At 69.2% G+C, this 17,408-nt stretch carries 14 protein-coding genes; 9 read left to right on the top strand and 5 right to left on the bottom strand.

What is annotated here, in order from left to right; all coding sequences use genetic code 11:
• Positions 1-65: 65 nt before the first annotated feature.
• Positions 66-1,478: a dihydrolipoyl dehydrogenase gene (gene lpdA, locus ODR01_RS00795; protein WP_316975687.1), complete on the top strand. Its 1,413-nt coding sequence runs from the start codon at positions 66-68 to the stop codon at positions 1,476-1,478.
• Between the two features lie 29 nt (positions 1,479-1,507).
• Entirely contained in the window at positions 1,508-2,761 is a 1,254-nt protein-coding gene (locus ODR01_RS00790) for an MFS transporter (protein ID WP_316975686.1), read from the top strand.
• On the opposite strand, the gene ODR01_RS00785 is transcribed toward ODR01_RS00790, so the two are convergent.
• On the bottom strand, positions 2,751-3,866 hold the full coding sequence (locus ODR01_RS00785; protein ID WP_316975685.1) for an RtcB family protein: 1,116 nt from the start codon (positions 3,864-3,866) through the stop codon (positions 2,751-2,753). The two genes, ODR01_RS00790 and ODR01_RS00785, sit on opposite strands and share 11 nt — an antisense overlap.
• Before the next feature lie 278 nt (positions 3,867-4,144).
• Here ODR01_RS00785 and ODR01_RS00780 point away from each other — a divergent pair, with 278 nt between their 5' ends.
• Positions 4,145-5,362 carry an MFS transporter gene (locus ODR01_RS00780; RefSeq protein WP_316975684.1) on the top strand — a complete coding sequence of 406 codons (1,218 nt, stop codon included), beginning with the start codon at positions 4,145-4,147 and terminating at the stop codon, positions 5,360-5,362.
• On the opposite strand, the gene ODR01_RS00775 is transcribed toward ODR01_RS00780, so the two are convergent.
• A complete protein-coding gene (locus ODR01_RS00775; protein ID WP_316975683.1) occupies positions 5,363-6,313 on the bottom strand; it encodes a tyrosine recombinase XerC in 951 nt (316 codons plus the stop codon). It lies immediately after the preceding gene.
• The gene (locus ODR01_RS00770; protein ID WP_316975682.1) at positions 6,292-7,023 is read right to left on the bottom strand and encodes a DUF484 family protein; all 732 of its coding nucleotides are present in this window, start codon (positions 7,021-7,023) and stop codon (positions 6,292-6,294) included. The genes ODR01_RS00775 and ODR01_RS00770 overlap by 22 nt, the downstream gene beginning before the upstream one ends.
• 85 nt (positions 7,024-7,108) lie before the next feature.
• Here ODR01_RS00770 and ODR01_RS00765 point away from each other — a divergent pair, with 85 nt between their 5' ends.
• Complete coding sequence (locus tag ODR01_RS00765) at positions 7,109-9,313, top strand: primosomal protein N' (RefSeq protein ID WP_316975681.1); 2,205 nt, start codon at positions 7,109-7,111, stop codon at positions 9,311-9,313.
• Here the strand turns inward: ODR01_RS00765 and ODR01_RS00760 are convergent.
• Complete coding sequence (locus ODR01_RS00760) at positions 9,310-11,751, bottom strand: tetratricopeptide repeat protein (RefSeq protein WP_316976195.1); 2,442 nt, start codon at positions 11,749-11,751, stop codon at positions 9,310-9,312. The genes ODR01_RS00765 and ODR01_RS00760 overlap by 4 nt on opposite strands.
• A 364-nt stretch (positions 11,752-12,115) precedes the next feature.
• Here ODR01_RS00760 and ODR01_RS00755 point away from each other — a divergent pair, with 364 nt between their 5' ends.
• From ODR01_RS00755 to atpC, 5 genes are read left to right on the top strand one after another with little or no spacing between them, the layout of a single operon-like run.
• Entirely contained in the window at positions 12,116-12,676 is a 561-nt protein-coding gene (locus tag ODR01_RS00755) for a F0F1 ATP synthase subunit delta (protein WP_316975680.1), read from the top strand.
• Positions 12,676-14,208: a F0F1 ATP synthase subunit alpha gene (gene atpA, locus ODR01_RS00750; protein WP_316975679.1), complete on the top strand. Its 1,533-nt coding sequence runs from the start codon at positions 12,676-12,678 to the stop codon at positions 14,206-14,208. Before ODR01_RS00755 ends, atpA begins: the two co-directional genes overlap by 1 nt.
• A 42-nt stretch (positions 14,209-14,250) precedes the next feature.
• Entirely contained in the window at positions 14,251-15,147 is an 897-nt protein-coding gene (locus tag ODR01_RS00745) for a F0F1 ATP synthase subunit gamma (protein ID WP_316975678.1), read from the top strand.
• 37 nt (positions 15,148-15,184) lie between these two features.
• Positions 15,185-16,609, top strand: coding sequence for a F0F1 ATP synthase subunit beta (atpD, locus tag ODR01_RS00740; RefSeq protein ID WP_316975677.1), 1,425 nt, complete (start codon positions 15,185-15,187; stop codon positions 16,607-16,609).
• Between the two features lie 25 nt (positions 16,610-16,634).
• Positions 16,635-17,045, top strand: a complete 411-nt coding sequence (atpC, locus tag ODR01_RS00735; protein WP_316975676.1) for an ATP synthase F1 subunit epsilon — start codon at positions 16,635-16,637, stop codon at positions 17,043-17,045.
• Between the two features lie 3 nt (positions 17,046-17,048).
• On the opposite strand, the gene ODR01_RS00730 is transcribed toward atpC, so the two are convergent.
• Positions 17,049-17,354, bottom strand: coding sequence for a DUF4405 domain-containing protein (locus tag ODR01_RS00730; RefSeq protein ID WP_316975675.1), 306 nt, complete (start codon positions 17,352-17,354; stop codon positions 17,049-17,051).
• Between the last annotated feature and the right edge of the window lie 54 nt (positions 17,355-17,408).

Raw genomic sequence — 17,408 nt, 5'->3', positions numbered from 1 at the left:
TCCCGACCGTCGTCCTGGATTCCCGCCTGCGCGGGAATGACGGGAGGGAAAAGGGGAACGGTCTCATGAGTGAAACAGCGTTCGATCTCATCGTCATCGGCGGCGGGCCGGGCGGCTATGTTGCCGCCATCCGCGCCGCCCAGCTTGGGCTTTCCGTCGCCTGCGTGGAGAAGCGGGCCAGCCTGGGGGGCACCTGCCTCAACGTCGGCTGCATCCCCTCGAAGGCGCTGCTGCAATCCTCCCACCACTACGCGATGGCTGCGGAAGGTCTCGCTGTTCACGGCGTGAACGCCGGCAAGGTTTCGCTCGATCTCGCGGTCCTGATGAAGCGTAAGGACGCGGTGGTAGCCGAGAACGTCAAGGGCGTCGACTTTCTGTTCAAGAAGAACAAGATCACCCGCGTCGTCGGCGCCGCCAGCCTGAAGGATTCCTCGACCGTCGTCGTCGATCCCGGCAAGGGCGGCAAGAAGCAGACCCTGACGGCCGAGAACATCCTGATCGCCACCGGCTCGGAATCGGCGCCGCTGCCGGGCATCGAGATCGACGAGAAGCGCATCGTCACCTCCACCGGCGCCCTGGCGCTTGACCGCGTGCCGAAGTCGCTGATCGTCATCGGCGCCGGCATCATCGGGCTGGAGCTGGGCTCGGTGTGGCGCCGCCTGGGCGCCCAGGTGACGGTGGTCGAGTTCCTGGATCGCATCCTGCCCGGCCTCGACGGCGAGGTGGCGGCGCAGACCGCCCGCATCCTGAAAAGGCAGGGCCTCGACATCCGGCTCTCCATGAAGGTGACGGGGGCGAAATCGTCCGCCAAGGGCGTGACGCTGACGGCCGAGCCGGTGGCCGGCGGCGGCGCCGAAACGCTCAACGCCGACGTCGTGCTGGTCGCCGTCGGAAGGCGCCCCTATACCGAGGGCCTGGGCCTGGAAAAACTGGGCGTGACGACGGACAAGCGCGGCTTCGTGACGGTGGATGGCGATTTCCAGACCAGCGTGCCCGGCATCTTCGCCATTGGCGACGTCATCGGCGGCCTGATGCTGGCCCACAAGGCCGAGGACGAGGGCGTGGCGGTGGCCGAGATTCTGGCCGGCCAGAAGGGCCATGTGAACTATGCCGCCATCCCCGGCGTCGTCTACACCTGGCCCGAGGTGGCCGGCGTCGGGCGCACCGAAGAGGTGCTGAAGGAAGAAGGCATCGCCTACAAGGTCGGCAAGTTCCCCTTCGCCGCCAATTCGCGGGCCCGCTGCAACGCCGAGACGGAAGGCTTCGTCAAGGTGCTGGCCGACGCCAAGACCGACGCCATCCTGGGGGTGCACATCGTCGGGCCCGAGGCCGGCGACCTCATCCAGGAGGCGGTGATCGCCATGGAATTCGGCGGCTCGGCCGAGGATCTGGCGCGCAGCGCCCACGGCCACCCCGGCCTCGCCGAGGCCCTCAAGGAGGCGGCGCTGGCCGTCGCCGGCCGGGCCATTCACATCTGATCGCCGCCCCCCGGCGGCGGAGAGTCGCCATGCGGCTGCCCGCCAATTTCGAGACCTTCCGGCGCCTCTTCGCCCTCAGCAACTACCGCTTCTACATTGCCGGCATCGCCGCCTCCAACGTCGGCGTGTGGGTGCAGCGCATCGCCATCGGCTGGCTGACCTGGCAATTGACCGAATCCACCGCCTGGCTGGGCGGCATCGCCATCGCCGAGGCGGCGCCGATGATCATTCTCGGCCTGATCGCCGGCACCGTCGTCGATCGCATGGATTACCTCCGGCTGTTGCGCATCACCCAGGCCACCGCGCTCCTCTATTCCGCCGCACTGGCCGCCCTCACCTTCTCGGGACTGATGACGATTTGGCTTCTGTTGGCGATTTCCATCCTGCGCGGCGCTACCCTGTCCTTCCAGCGGCCGTCGCGCATGAGCTTGGTCTTCACCCTGATCGGGCGCGAACTGCTGCCCACCGGGCTGGCGCTCAATTCCATGGTCTTCAACGGCTCGCGCTTCGTCGGCCCGGCCATCGGCGGCGCCATCATCGTCGTGGCCGGCATCGGCTGGGCCTTCGTCGCCGCCTGGGTCTTGTTCTTCCTCTTCACGCTGGCCTTGCAGCGGCTTGCCGTGCCGGTGGCGCCGCGCGCGCAGCTTGGCACCTCGTTCACGGCCGAGACTTTGGAAGGCATGCGCTACATCGCCACCCATCCCGGTATCCGCATGCAGATGGTCGTGCTGTTCTCCACCGCCTTCTTCGCGCGCCCGCTGATCGACCTCTTCCCCGGCTTCGCGGCGCAGGTGTTCCAGGGCGGCCCGGAAACGCTGGCCTCGCTGATGAGCGCGCTTGGCCTGGGCGCGGTCGGCGGCGGGCTGCTCCTGGCGGGCCGCCGCGGCGGCACCACGGGGATGACCGCGGTGACGCTCGGCGCCATGGGGGCGGCCTCGCTGGCCCTGCTGGCCTTCGCCGCCACCGACGCCCTGTGGCTGGCCCTGCCGCTGGCGGCGGCGCTGGGCTTCGCCCTCATCGTGCTCGGCATCGGCAACCAGACCCTCATCCAGTCGGCGGTCGAGCCCCGATTGCGCGGCCGCGTCATCAGCCTCTACGGCACGGCGGCGCGGGCGACGCCCTCGGTGGGGGCGCTGATCATCGGCGGTCTCGCCGAAACCGTCGGCCTGCGCCTGCCGGTGGCCGGCGGCGCCCTGTTGTGCCTGCTGGTCTGGGCGTGGGCCTGGCGGCGGCGGCAGGTTTACGCGGCGAACCTCGAAGGCGAGCCGGCCCTCACCCCTTGATGTTGATCAGCGGGCGGATGTGGTGCCTGACCGTCACCAGCGGTTCCTGCTGGCGCATCACCTCGAAGATGTCTTTGTAGGCGGCCGGGCTCTCGTCCAGCGTTGCCGGCTTCACCCGCGCCTGGATGCCCATCATCGTCCGCTGAAAGTCCTCCAGCCTGAGTGTTCGTTTCGCCTGGTTGCGGCCGAGCACGCGTCCGGCGCCGTGCGAACTCGACCACAGGGCGTCGGGGTTGCCCTTGCCCTCGACGATGAACGAGCCGTCGCGCATGTTGCCGGGGATGACGCCCATCATGCCGGCCTCGGCGTGGGTGGCGCCCTTGCGATGGATCCACCGGCCGTCCTTCAATTCGGCGTGGTTGTGGGTGCGGTTGATGAGCGCCGGCCAGTCGGCGTCTCCATCGGCGTGGCGGCCGATGGCGGCGACCACGCGGGCCATCATCTCGCGGCGGTTGGCCAGCGCGAACGCGAGGCAGAAGGCCATGTCGGCTATGTAGCGGGCGCCCCATTCCGAGCCCGTTTCGAATCCGTAATGACCCTCGCGCGGCCGGTCCTCGCCGGTGTGCAGCGTCGAGGCCTGACGCATGTAATAAGATGCCGTCTTGTGGCCGATGTTGCGCGAGCCCGAGTGGATGACGATCCATACCCTTTCCCCCTCGTCCACGCCCACCTCGATGAAATGGTTGCCGCCGCCCAGCGAGCCGATTTCCTGGCGGGCTCGACGGTCGAGAAGGTCTCTGACGAAGGGCGTCGGCTCGATGCCGGACGGCGGTTCCCAGTCGACGGCCTTTTTGTTGTGCTCGAAGCCGACCGGGATGTCGCGGTAGATCCGATCGAAGATGGCCTTGGCGGCCCGCGTCACGTCGGCCCGCGCGAAGGTGGTCGGCACCGCGCACATGCCGCAGCCGATGTCGTAGCCGACCCACGCCGGCAGCACGACGCCCTCGGTCGCCACCGCGGCGCCGATGGGAAGGGAGTAGCCGGTGTGGGCGTCGGGCATCAGGGCGCCCTGCACGGCATAGGGCTCGGCCATGGCGCTTTCGAACTGGGCCAGGGCCTCGGCCTCGACGGTCTCGGCGAAGACGTGGATCGGCTTGTCGGTCATGGCCCGATTCTACACGCTCGGGCGGCCTCGCGGGAGGCGGTGGCTCGCCTGTTTCACCGTCATACCCCGGCGCAAGTCCGGGGTATCCAGTCCGACGGCTGGATTGCCCGGGCGGAGCCGGGCAATGACGGAAGAAAAACGCGTTGGCCTCCATCGTACCCCAAACCGCTCGAAAATCGCTGATACCGGAACAAGTCCGGACATGACGACAAAAACGAGCACGTTCCCGCCGCTTTCTCCCGGCGACAGGGCTGTCACGCGGTGGTAACAATTCCGCCATGGTTGCGCCTTCCCATCCGGTACGCCTCACGGTCACCCTCTGCCTGGCCGAAGTCCTCGGCATGGCGGGCTTCGCCACCTTCGCCGCCCTGCTGCCCGGCTTCCTCGACCTGTGGACGCTCACCAAGACGGACGGCGGCTGGCTCAATGGCGTCTTCTTCGGCGGCTATGTGACGGCGGTGCCGGTGCTGGTCACGCTCACCGACCGGGTGGCGCCCAAGCGCATCTACCTCATTTCCATGGTCTTGACCGTGCTGGCCGGCCTCGGCTTCGCGTTCTGGGCCGACGGTTTCTGGTCGGCCCTGATGCTGCGTTTCGTCGCCGGCATCGGACTGGCCGGCACCTACATGCCGGGCATGAAGATCCTGGGCGACCGGCTGACGGGCCGGGCCCAGAGCCGGGGCGTCGCCTTCTATGCCTCGCACTTCTCGATCGGCTGGTCGCTGTCCTTCCTGATCGCCGGCTTCCTGGCCGGGTGGCTCGATTGGCGCTGGGCGTTCGGGCTTTGCGCCCTGGGGCCGCTGCTGGCCACCGGCCTTGTCGCCTGGGGCGTGCCGGCCGACGATCCGGCCGGCTTGGCTGCGCCGCAGAGCCGGCTTTTGGATTTCCGCCCGGTGCTCGCCTGCAAGCCGGCCATGGGTTATGTGCTGGCCTACACGGTGCACAATTTCGAGCTGTTCGCGGCGCGCTCGTGGATCGTCGTCTTCCTGGTCTTCGCCCAGGGCGTCAACCCCGGCGGCGGCCCGGGCTGGAGCGCGACCCTGATCGCCACCGTCTTCACCCTGATCGGCATGCCGGCCAGCGTGCTCGGCAACGAGGCCGCCGTGCGGGCCGGCCGCATCAAGATCATCGCCGCCGTCATGCTGGCCTCCGCCGCCATCGCCGCCGTGCTGGGCTTCGCGGCCGTCCTTCCGTTCCCGCCGCTGGTCGTGCTGTGCCTTCTGTACGGCGCCACCGTCACCGGCGATTCGGCCTCGATCACCGCCGGCGTCGTCGCCGTGGCGCCGCCCGGCCATCGCGGCGCCACCATGGCGGTGCACGCCTGCCTGGGCTTCATCGGCTCTTCCTTCGGGCCGCTGGTGTTCGGGATGGTCTTGGACGCCTCGGGCGGAGGACTGTCGCCCACCTCCTGGGGCCTGGCCTTCCTGGCCATGGGCGCGGTGGCCGCCCTGGGCCCGCTGGCCCTGGCCATCCTCGGGCGGCAGAAGGTGTCCTGATCAGCCCTTGGCGCGCGGATGGGCGGCGGCGTAGACGGCCATCAGGCGGGCCGAGTCGACATCGGTGTAGCGCTGGGTAGTCGACAGCGAGGCGTGGCCCAGCAGTTCCTGGATGGTGCGCAAATCGCCGCCGCCGGCCAGCAGGTGGGTGGCGAAGCTGTGGCGGAGCGCGTGCGGCGTCGCCGTTTCCGGCAGGCCCAGCATCAGGCGCACGTCCCGCATGCGAAGCTGTACGACGCGCGCCGTCAGGCGCTTGCCCCGGGCGCCGACGAACAGCGGGTCCTCGGCCTCCAACCCATAGGGACAGGCGGTGAGATAGGCGTCGATGGCCTCCCTCACCACCGGCAGCACCGGCACCAGGCGCTGCTTGTTGCCCTTGCCGGTGACGATCAGGGTGTCGCCCGCCGGGGCCTGTCCGCGATTGAGCGACAGGGCCTCGCCGATGCGAAGCCCGCAGCCGTAGAGCAGCGTCAGCACGGCGACGTCGCGCCGGGCGATCCAGGGTTGGTCGGAAAAGCCGGCGACCGCCTGCACGGTTTCCAGGGCGTCGGCCACCTCCAGCGCCTTGGGCACCGACTTGGCCAGCCTCGGGGTGCGCACCACGGCCAGCGCCGGGTTGTGCAGGCCGCCGCGGCGGTCCATGAAGCGGAAGAAGCCGCGCACGGTGGACATGGCCCGCGCGGTCGAGGCGCGAGACAGGCCGTCGCCGGCGCGCCGGGCCAGCCAGCCGCGGAAATCGGCGGCGCCGAACGTTTCCAGATCGCGCAGGCCGGGCGGGAAGCCCAGGTGTCCGGCGACGAAGGCGAGGAAGGCCGCCATGTCGCGGCCATAGGCATCCAGCGTGTGCGGCGAGGCGCGGCGTTCATCGGCAAGCCAGGACCGCCACGCCTCGATGGCCGCGACCACCGCCGGTTCGGCGGGAAAACGGATCAGTCCGGCTTTTCCAGGCATCGCAGGATGCAGGTCTCCACCACGCGGGCCAGGAAGACCACCAGTTCGGTACCCTGGCCGGGCTGGAAGGTTTTGTCGCGCGATCCCAGCGCCAGGATGCCGGTCGGCGTCGTCGGCCCGGACCGTAAGCGGGCCAGCGCGGCCGAGCGCACCAAGCCGGCGGCGGCGCCGAAGATGGTGCCGTCGTCGCCGACCTCGCCCAGCAGGATCACCTGGCGGTCGAGCCCGAACAGCGCCTCGACCGTGCCCGGCTTGAACTCGCGCAGCGGGGCGGCGGGCGGCATCGGCGCCGCCTTGCCGGCCGGCTCGAAGCCCAGCGTGGCAACGTCGACGTCGAGCAGCAGCGGCAGGTCGTCGGCGATGACGTGGGCGAGGCCGTCGAAATCGGGCGCCTCGATCAGCGCCAGCACGGCGGCGTGCACGCGAGCCTGGCTCGACATGTTGCCGCGGCTGGTCTCGATGACCTCCAGCGCGTCGCGGCGCAAGGCGTCGAGCTCGCCGCGCAGGCGATCCAGCACGTATTTCTGCATGTCGACGACGGCGTCGCCGGTCCAGCGCTTGGGCGGCGTCATCGCTTCCAGCAGCGCCTCGCGGCCGAGGAAGAAATCCGGATTGCCCTGCAGGTAGCGGGCGACGTCGCCGGCCCCGGGTCCGTCGCCGGTAGGCGCCTGCCCGTCCTTGGCCCTGCTCGGCTTGGCTTGCTCGCTCATGCCGGCCCCCGGTCGACGAACGCGCTCATCGCTTCTCCCTCATTCCCCCTGGGCCGTCCGGCCCGTCGCCGCTAGAGTGTAGCCCATGCCGATTCCTGGCGCCAGTTCGCCCGGTGCGGCGCGGCGGATCAGCGTTCTGCTGCCGCTGCCGCTGGCTGGGCCCTACGACTACCGACTGCCGCCCCACTTGGCGGCGGCGGCGGGCGATTTCGTCTCGGTGCCGCTGGGCGGACGTCCGCGCGTCGGCGTGGTGTGGGGCGAGGCGGCGGGCGGCATCGAGGAAGCCCGCCTCAAGGACGTGGCGGGCCGACTCGACGCGCCGCCGCTGCCCGAGGTCAGTCGCGCCTTTGTCGACTGGGTGGCCCGCTATACGGTGTCGGCGCAAGGCGCCGTGCTGCGCATGGCGATGAGCGTGCCCGACGCCCTGACGCCGCCGGCCCAGGTGGTCGGCTATGGCATGGCGCCGCACGCCCCCGAGGTGCGCTTCACCCGCGCCCGGCGGCGAGTCGTCAACCTGCTGGCCGAGGGGCCGGCGCGCGCCGCCGCCGAACTGGCCCGCGAGGCCGGGGTCGGCCCGTCGGTGCTGGCCGGGCTGGTGGCGGCCGGCGTCATCGAGCGGGTCGAGCTGCCGCCGGCGCCCACCTTCGCGGTGCCCGACTGGGCCCGGCCCGGGCCCGACCTGTCGGCCGACCAGGGCCCGGCCGCCGCCGAACTGCGCCGCCGCGTCGCCGAGGGCGGCTTTTCGGTAACCGTGCTCGACGGCGTGCCCGGCTCGGGCAAGACCGAGGTCTACTTCGAGGCGGTGGCCGAGGCCCTGGCCCGCGGCCGCCAGGCCCTGGTGCTGCTGCCGGAAATCGCGCTCACCGCCCAGTGGCTGGGACGTTTTACGGCCCGTTTCGGGGTGGCCCCGGCCGAATGGCACTCGGAACTCTCGCCGGCGCGGCGGCGCGCCACCTGGCGGGCGGTGGCGACGGGCGAGGCGCGCGTCGTGGTGGGCGCGCGCTCGGCCCTTTTCCTGCCCTATCCCGAGCTCGGTCTCATCGTCATCGACGAAGAGCACGACGCCGCCTTCAAGCAGGAGGATGGCGTCGTCTACAACGCGCGGGACATGGCGGTGGTGCGGGCCCGCTTGGGCGACATCCCGGTGGTGCCGGTGTCGGCGACGCCGTCGCTGGAGACGCTTTCCAACATCGAGGTCGGCCGCTATGGGGGCGTCCATCTGCCCAACCGCCACGCCGGGGCCAGCCTGCCCACAATTTCCGTCGTCGACATGCGTGCCCAGACGCTGCCGGCCGACCGCTGGCTGTCGGCCGAGCTGCGCCAAGCGATGGCCGCCACGCTCGCGGCCGGCGGCCAGGCCATGCTGTTCCTCAACCGCCGCGGCTACGCGCCCTTGACCCTCTGCCGGCGCTGCGGGCATCGCTTCCAGTGCCCGCGCTGCACCGCCTGGCTGGTCGAGCACCGCTACCGCAACGGGACGCCGCGCCTGCAATGCCATCACTGCGGCTATTTCGCCACGGCGCCGGCCCTCTGCCCGTCCTGCGCGGCGCCGGACAGCCTGGTCGCCTGCGGCCCCGGCGTCGAGCGCCTGGCCGAGGAGGTGGACGCCCTCTTCCCCGGGGTGCGCCGGGCGGTGGCGGCCAGCGACACCTTGACCGGCCCCGGTGCCGCCGAGGCGCTGATCCGCGCCATCGAGGCCCACGAGGTCGACGTCATCGTCGGCACCCAGATCGTTGCCAAGGGCTATCATTTTCCGCTGCTCACCCTGGTCGGGGTCGTCGATGCCGATCTCGGCCTCTCCGGCGGCGATCTGCGTGCCGCCGAGCGCACCTACCAGCTTCTCTACCAGGTGGCCGGCCGGGCCGGGCGCGGCGTCGACCCCGGCCACGTGGTGGTGCAGACCTACGTTCCCGGCCACCCGGTGATCGCGGCGCTGGCGGCGGGCGAACGCGACCGCTTCTTCGCCGCCGAGTCCGAGGCAAGAAGGGCCGCCGGCATGCCGCCCTTCGGCCGGCTGGCCGCCCTCATCCTGGCCGACGCCGACGAGGACCGCGTCGACGCCCTGGCCCGCGAACTGGCGCGCGCCGCGCCCCGCCAGTCCGGCGTCGAGGTGCTGGGCCCGGCCCCGGCGCCGCTGGCCCTGCTGCGCGGCCGCCACCGCCGGCGCTTCCTGGTCAAGGCGGAAAAGACGGTCAACCTTCAGGCCTACGTGCGCCGCTGGCTGGCCGGCGTCAAGGTGCCGGGCGGCGCCCGGGTGACGGTCGACATCGATCCTTACAGCTTCCTTTAAGCGGTTTCCGGCCGGCCTTCCGCACAGTACGTCTGCCAGATACCGCGCATGACGGCCTCGAAGTCGCGGGCGAAGCGCGGTCCGTCGCACAGCGGCGAGGCCGCCATCCGTTCGCGCAGAGTGGCCCGCAGGTCGGCCAGACGATCCAGGTCGTTGGCCAGGCTGACGGCGGTGGCGACGTATCCCGGCACGTCGGCGGCGATGGTTTCGGTGAGGCCGACGTTGGAAAGGTGGCTGGTCGAATGACGGCCGGCGAAGGTAGCACCGGTGACGGTGACGACCGGAACCCCCATCCACAGCGCCTCGCAGGTGGTGAGACCGCCCGCGTAGGGGAAGGTGTCGAGCGCGACATCGACCCGGCCATAGGCTGCCAGCAGCTCGGTGTGGGGAGAGCGCGCCTCGAAAGTCAGGCGCGCGCTCTCGATGCGGTGCTCCTCCAGCCGCTCGATGACCCGTTGGCGGGTAATGGGATCGTCCATTTCCTGATACTTGAGGAACAGCCTCGATCCCGGCAGCCTTCCCAGGATCTCCGCCCAGGCGTCGAGCAGGGGGTCGTTGATCTTGGCCGGGTTGTTGAAGCAGCCGAAGGTGACGAAGCCGTTGGCTTTGGAGGGAGGCGGCGCGACGTCGGGTGCGTCGTCCGGCGGCGCGTAGCAGATGTAACCGTTGGGCATCCGCAGTACCCGCTCGCCGTAGTGGGCCTCCTCGCCGGCCGGCACGTGATGGCGGTCCGCCAGCAGGTAGTCCATGGCGGTGAGACCGGTGGTGCCGACGTAGCCGGCCCAGCTGATCTGGATGGGGGCCGGCTTGCAAGCGAAGCAGGACAGCCGGTTTTGGCTGGTGTGCCCGGCCATGTCGAACAGGATGTCGATGCCGTCGGACCGGATGCGCTCGAAGAGGCCGGCGTCCGTCTCGTTGCGGATTTCGTGCCATTCGTCGGCTGCCGCCTGAAGCCGCTCGGTGATGGCGTCGGGGCTGCGATCGACGCTGTAGCCGACGGCGATGAACGCCCTGGAATCATGATTTTCCAGCAGCTTGAGGACAAAGAAGCCGACGGGGTGGCGGGCGAAATCGGCGGAGACGAACCCCACCCGCAGGGGTTTTTCGGGGTCCCGGCGGTTGGTCGGGACGGGCACCGGGACGCGGCCGAACCGCGTGTCCCAGATCCGGTGCTCGCGAAGCAGTGCCGCGGCGGTGACGCCGGGTCCGTACTGCAGGGAAATCAGCCGGGCGGACAGCATGGCCGGAATTTCGGGGGCCAGTTCGGTAGCCCGCAGATGGCTGGCCATCGACTCCTCCAACCGCCCGCTCCACAGCGAAACCTCCGCCAGGCCGGACCAGGCGTTGGCGTTCGAAGGATCAACGGCGACGGCTTGGCGATAGTAGGTCACGGCGTCCGTCAGCCGGCCGAGCCAATGCAACATCAGCCCGAGGTTGTAAAGGATGGTGACATTGGTCGGTTCGGCCCGAATGGCTTGTTCCAGCGCGGCGACGACGACCTCGGTTTCGCCGTGACGAAGAACGATGCCCAGGTTCAGCGCCGAGGAGGCGAAACGCGGGTCGATGGCGATGGCTTCGCGATAGGCGTTGGCGGCGCCGGTCATATTGCCAAGCGCCTGCAGCGCGAGCCCCAGGTTGCTTCGCGCCTCGGCGTACCGGGGGTCGAGGCCGATGGCCCGCCGGTGGGCGTCCGCCGCCTCGTCAAAGCGCTGCTGGTCGTAAAGGAGGGTGCCCAGGTTGCTCCATGCCCGGGAATGGTTCGGTTGCAGGGCGAGGGTCTGGCGGAACGCCGCCTCGGCCTCCTCCAGCCGTTCCAGTTCGTGGAGCACGAGTGCCAGGTTGTTGTGGCCGGCCGCGGAGCGGGGGTCGAGGGCGATGGCTTGGCGATGGGCCGCCGCGGCCTCTTCCAGGCGTCCCGCCGCGCGCAGGGTATTGCCGAGGTTGGTGTGGGCGACCGGCGCCGCCGGGTCCAACTCGACGGCCCGGCGGTGCGCCGCCTCCGCCTCGTCGAACCGGTCGAGTTCGACGAGGGCGATGCCCAGGTTGCCGAGCGTCGGCGGGTAGTCCGGCCGCAGGCGGAGCGAGCGCTTGTATGACTCCACCGCGTCGGCGTGGCGGCCGAGATGCGCGAAGGCGGCGCCCAGGGTGTTGTGGGCCTCGACGAAATCGGGAGCGACGGCGATGGCGCGACGGACGCACGCCACCGCGCCATCGGCGTCGCCACGCTGCAAGGCGATGAAGCCGAGAAGATGGTGGGCGTCGGGATGTCGCCGATCGATGCGCAGCGCCTCGTGGCACAGCCGTTCGGCGTGGTCGATCTGGCCGGATCGCAGCAGGGCGACGACGTTACCGATCCGCTCGGCCACCGCGGCGGATGTCGCCGCGCCACTGGCTTTTGTTCCTTTCGTCTGCTTGCGGCGTTCGTGGCGATTGGTCACGGTCAACGAGTCCTTCCGGTGAGGCCGGGTAGCCGGCCTGTTTCTATGACGGCCGGCAGCATACCATCGGATCGCAAAGTCGGAATAGGCGCGTCGGGCGTGCCCGGATCGGGTTGAAAAAAGTGCCAAGCCCGGCCGTCGGCGGGGTTGTCATCGGCACCGGCGCACCTATCTACCGGGGACTTCCATCTCGTCGCATATTCGATGCGCCATCGCCTTGCACCTCCACCATGGGTATGCTAGATCAACCGCGGCCAAATGCCAAAATGGGCGAGTTTGCCATATGGAGGCGTTGGGTTGCTCTGGGGGGCGACGGCCTTCGTGACACGATGACGACTGGGAAAACAGTCCGGGGAAACAACTAGTGGCTGCCGAAAGTTCAAGTACGGCGGGCGTAGCCGATCGTTATGCGATGGCGCTTTACGAATTGGCCGCGGCCGACGGGCGGCTCGACGTCATTGCGAACGACCTTCGGCAGGTGCGCCAGTTGATCGCCGGGTCGGAAGACCTGCGCAGGCTTCTCCGCTCGCCGGTGGTGGGCCGCGACGACCAGGGCAAGGCCATCGCGGCGCTGGCCGGCCGGGCCGGCCTTAACGACCTGACCCGCCGCTTCCTTGGCGTGCTCGCCCGCAACCGGCGGCTGGCTGCCGTGCCGTCGGTGATCGATACCTTTCTGGCCCAGCTTGCCATGGCGCGCGGCGAAACCGCCGCCGAGGTGGTGTCGGCCCGCGAACTGACCGAGACGCAGACCGAAGGTCTTCGCGCCGCCCTCAAGAAGGCGGTGGGCGGCGATATCGTTCTCTCCCGGCGGATCGATCCGGCCCTGCTGGGCGGACTCGTCGTCAAGGTCGGCTCGCGCATGGTCGACAGCTCGCTTCGCACCAAACTTCAACAGCTACGCCTTACCATGAAGGGAATTGGGTGATGGACATCCGTCCCGCGGAAATCTCCGCCATTCTCAAGGAACAGATCGCCAATTTCGATACCGAGGCCGAGGTCGCCGAGGTCGGACGGGTGCTCACCGTCGGTGACGGCATTGCCCGCATTTACGGCCTCGACAAGGTGCAGGCCGGCGAGATGGTCGAGTTTCCGGGCGGCATCAAGGGAATGGCCCTCAACCTGGAGGCCGACAACGTCGGCGTCGTTATCTTCGGAGACGACCGCACCATCAAGGAAGGCGACGTCGTCAAGCGCACCGGCGCCATCGTCGATGTGGAGGTCGGCAAGGGCCTGCTGGGCCGCGTGGTCGACGCCCTGGGCCAGCCCATCGACGGCAAGGGCGCCATTGTTTCCGACGAACGCCGGGTGGTCGACGTCAAGGCGCCGGGCATCATTCCGCGCCGCTCGGTGCACGAGCCGATGCAGACCGGCATCAAGGCCATCGACGCCCTGATCCCGATCGGCCGCGGCCAGCGCGAGCTGATCATCGGCGACCGCCAGACCGGCAAGACCGCGGTGATCCTGGACACCATCATCAACCAGAAGCGCATCAACGAGGCGGCGACCGACGAGAAGGGCAAGCTTTATTGCATCTATGTCGCCATCGGCCAGAAACGCTCGACGGTGGCCCAGATCGTCAAGGTGCTCGAGGAATACGGCGCGATGGACTACACCATCGTCGTCGCCGCCACCGCCTCGGAGCCGGCGCCCCTGCAGTTCCTGGCCCCCTATGCCGGCTGCACCATGGGCGAATTCTTCCGCGACAACGGCATGCATGCCGTCATCTTCTATGACGACCTGTCGAAACATGCCGTGGCCTATCGCCAGATGTCGCTGCTGCTGCGCCGCCCGCCGGGGCGCGAGGCCTATCCGGGCGACGTCTTCTACCTGCATTCGCGCCTGCTGGAACGCGCCGCCAAGATGAACGACGAGAACGGCGGCGGCTCGCTGACCGCGCTCCCCGTCATCGAGACCCAGGCCGGCGACGTCTCGGCCTACATCCCGACCAACGTGATCTCGATCACCGACGGCCAGATGTTCCTGGAAACCGAACTGTTCTACAAGGGCATCCGCCCGGCGCTGAACGTCGGCATCTCGGTCAGCCGCGTCGGCTCGGCGGCCCAGAGCAAGGCGATGAAGAAGGTGGCCGGCTCGATCAAGCTGGAGCTGGCGCAGTACCGCGAGATGGCGGCCTTCGCGCAGTTCGCCTCGGACCTCGACGCCTCGACCCAACGGTTGCTCGAACGCGGCGCCCGGCTGACCGAGATCTTGAAGCAGGGGCAGTTCGTGCCGATGCCGGTGGAAGACCAAGTGGTGTCCATCTACGCCGGCGTGAAGGGGTTCCTGGACAAGATCGCCGTCGGCGACGTCACCCGCTTCGAGGCGGCGCTGCTCGAATCGGTGCGCGCCACCGGCACCGACATCCTCAAGACCATCCGTACCGAGAAGGCGCTTTCCGACGAGACGGCCAAGAGGCTGGACGACTTCATCGGCAACTTCGCCAAGAGCTTTTCGTAAGGCCGGGGGAACAGGGGCCGCGACGGCGCAAAGGCAGGATCGATGCCCAATCTCAAGGATCTGAGAATCCGCATCCATAGCGTCCGCTCGACGCAGAAGATCACGTCGGCCATGAAGATGGTGGCGGCCTCCAAGCTGCGCCGCGCGCAGATGGCGGTTGAGGATTCGCGGCCCTACGTCGAGCGCATGACCCGCATGCTTGGCGAATTCGTGGGGAGCCTGCCGGAGGGGGCGCCGGTGCCGCCACTGCTGGCCGGCAGCGGCAAGGACGAGACCCACCTGATCGTCGCCGTCACCGCCGACCGCGGCCTGTGCGGCGGCTTCAACGGCAGCGTCGTGCGCGAGACGCGCCGCAGGGTTCGCGAACTCCGGTCCGTGGGCAAGACGGTCAAGATCCTGTGCCTGGGCAAGAAGGGCCGCGACGCCCTGCGCGGCCAGTTCCGCGACGCCATCGTCGACACCGTCGAGGGGTTGACCCGCAACGTCGTGCGCTTCGAGACGGCAAGCACCCTCGCGGCGCGCCTGGCCGCGATGTTCGCCCGGGAGGAGTTCGACGCCTGCACGCTGGTCTATAACCGCTTCCAGTCGGCGATGACCCAGCACGTGACGGTGCGCCGCATCGTTCCCTTCGCGGCGGGAGCGCCCGAAGAGGACGCCGCCGCCAAGACGGCCGGCGGTCCGCGCGCCATGTACATCCTGGAGCCCAGCGAGGAGGAAATCCTCGATCTCCTGGTGCCGCGCAACCTCGCCGTGCAGCTCTACCACGCGCTGACTGAAAGCTACGCCTCCGAGCAGGGCGCGCGGATGACCGCCATGGACAACGCCACCCGCAACGCGGGCGAGATGATCGATGCCCTGACGCTGACCTACAACCGCACGCGCCAGGCCGTCATTACCAAGGAATTGATCGAGATCATTTCCGGCGCCGAAGCCATCTAGGGCCGGTGGCCGGGACTGTCGAGCAGGAGTCCGAGCCATGAAAAAGAACAACGTCGGGACCATCACCCAGGTCATGGGCGCCGTGGTCGACGTGCATTTCGCCGGCGAGCTTCCCGAGATGCTTACCGCGCTCCACGTCGACAACCACGGCAACCGGCTGGTCCTCGAAATCGCCCAGCACCTGGGCGAGCACGTGGTGCGCGCCGTGGCCATGGACACCACCGACGGTCTGGTGCGCGGCCAGGAAGTGGTCGATACCGGCGGGCCGATCACGGTGCCGGTCGGGCCCGAGACGCTGGGGCGCATCATCAACGTGGTCGGCGACCCGGTCGATATGCGCGGCCCGGTGAATACCAAGCAGCGCTATCCCATCCACCGGCCGGCCCCGCTGTTCGTCGAACAGTCGACGGAAACCGAGATCCTGACCACCGGCATCAAGGTCATCGACCTCATCGAACCCTATCCCAAGGGCGGCAAGGTTGGGCTGTTCGGCGGCGCCGGCGTCGGCAAGACCGTCGTCATCATGGAACTGATCAACAACATCGCCAAGGCGCACGGCGGCTATTCGGTGTTCGCCGGCGTCGGCGAGCGGACCCGCGAGGGCAACGACCTCTACCACGAGATGATGGAATCGGGGGTCATCGACATCGAGGGCAAGAATTCGAAGGCGGCGCTGGTCTATGGCCAGATGAACGAACCGCCGGGCGCCCGCGCCCGGGTCGGCCTGTCCGGCCTGACGCTGGCCGAATACTTCCGCGACGAGGAGGGCCAGGACGTGCTCTTCTTCGTCGACAACATCTTCCGGTTCACCCAGGCGGGTTCCGAGGTGTCGGCGCTGCTGGGCCGCATCCCGTCGGCCGTCGGCTATCAGCCGACGCTGGCCACCGACATGGGCACGCTGCAGGAACGCATCACCTCGACCAAGAAGGGCTCGGTCACCTCGGTACAGGCCATCTACGTGCCGGCCGACGACCTGACCGACCCGGCGCCGGCCGCTTCGTTCGCCCACCTCGACGCCACCACGGTGCTGAGCCGCGCAATCTCCGAGCTCGGCATCTACCCGGCGGTCGACCCGCTCGATTCGACCTCGCGCGTGCTCGATCCGCGCGTCGTCGGCAAGGAACACTACGACACCGCCCGCGAGGTGCAGCGGATCCTGCAGACCTACAAGTCGCTGCAGGACATCATCGCCATCCTCGGCATGGACGAACTGTCGGAGGAGGACAAGCAGACGGTGGCCCGCGCCCGCAAGATCCAGCGTTTCCTCTCGCAGCCCTTCCACGTCGCCGAGGTGTTCACCGGTTTCCCCGGCGTCTTCGTCAACCTGGAAGACACCATCAAGGGCTTCAAGGGGATCATCGCCGGCGATTACGACCACCTGCCCGAGGCCGCCTTCTACATGGTCGGCACCATCGAGGACGCGGTGGCCAAGGCCAAGAAGATGGCCGCCGAGGCCGCGTAAGCGGCGGCGAAGGGAGCCCAGGATCATGGCCGGACGGGTGCAATTCGAACTGGTGACGCCCGAGCGGGTGTTGGCCGCCGAGGAGGCCGATCTGGTGGTGGTGCCGGGCGGCGACGGCAATTTCGGCGTGCTGCCGGGCCATGCGCCGCTGCTCTCGACCCTGCGTCCGGGCGTCGTCGACATCTACCAGGGCGACAAGATCACGTCGCGCATCTTCGTGGCCGGCGGCTTCGCCGAGGTCGCCGAGGACCGTTTCACCGTGCTGGCCGACGAGGCCCAGGCGGTGGAGGACATCGATGACGCCGCCGCCGCCGAGCGGCTGAGCAGGGCGCGCGATGCCCTGACCCGCGCCCAGGGAAGCGACGAGGACGTGGCCGCCGCCGAGGCCGAACTGGCCGTGGCCGAAGCCCTGGCCGTCGCCACCGGCGCCCACTGACCCTTACCGCAGGGACTCGTCCTTGGACGCGAGGCGGGAGGTCGCCCCTCCCCGCCCGAGGTGGCGCATGAGGGCGCGCCAGTTGCAGGCCAGGTGGACGAGGGCGGCGATCAGGAAGACGATGCCGGCGATTTCGTGAAATTCCTGCCAGTCATGGCGGCTGATTCCCAGGAAGCCCACCGTTCGCCCGAACCCCCGCTGGCCGCCGCCACCGGGCGTCAGCAGCATGACCAGCCCCGACAGGGCGAGGGCCAGGAATCCGAAAAAGACGGTCACGGCCGAATACTGGCGGAGCGGCGATCGCGCCATGGGCTTCCTCCCCTTGCTCTTGCCGTTGGAAACGGTTCGGCATCGCCGTTGACG

It is taken from the genome of Shumkonia mesophila, from assembly GCF_026163695.1.
Taxonomy (GTDB): Bacteria; Pseudomonadota; Alphaproteobacteria; order Rhodospirillales; family Shumkoniaceae; genus Shumkonia; species Shumkonia mesophila.
This window is presented reverse-complemented; position numbering and strand designations above follow the sequence as displayed.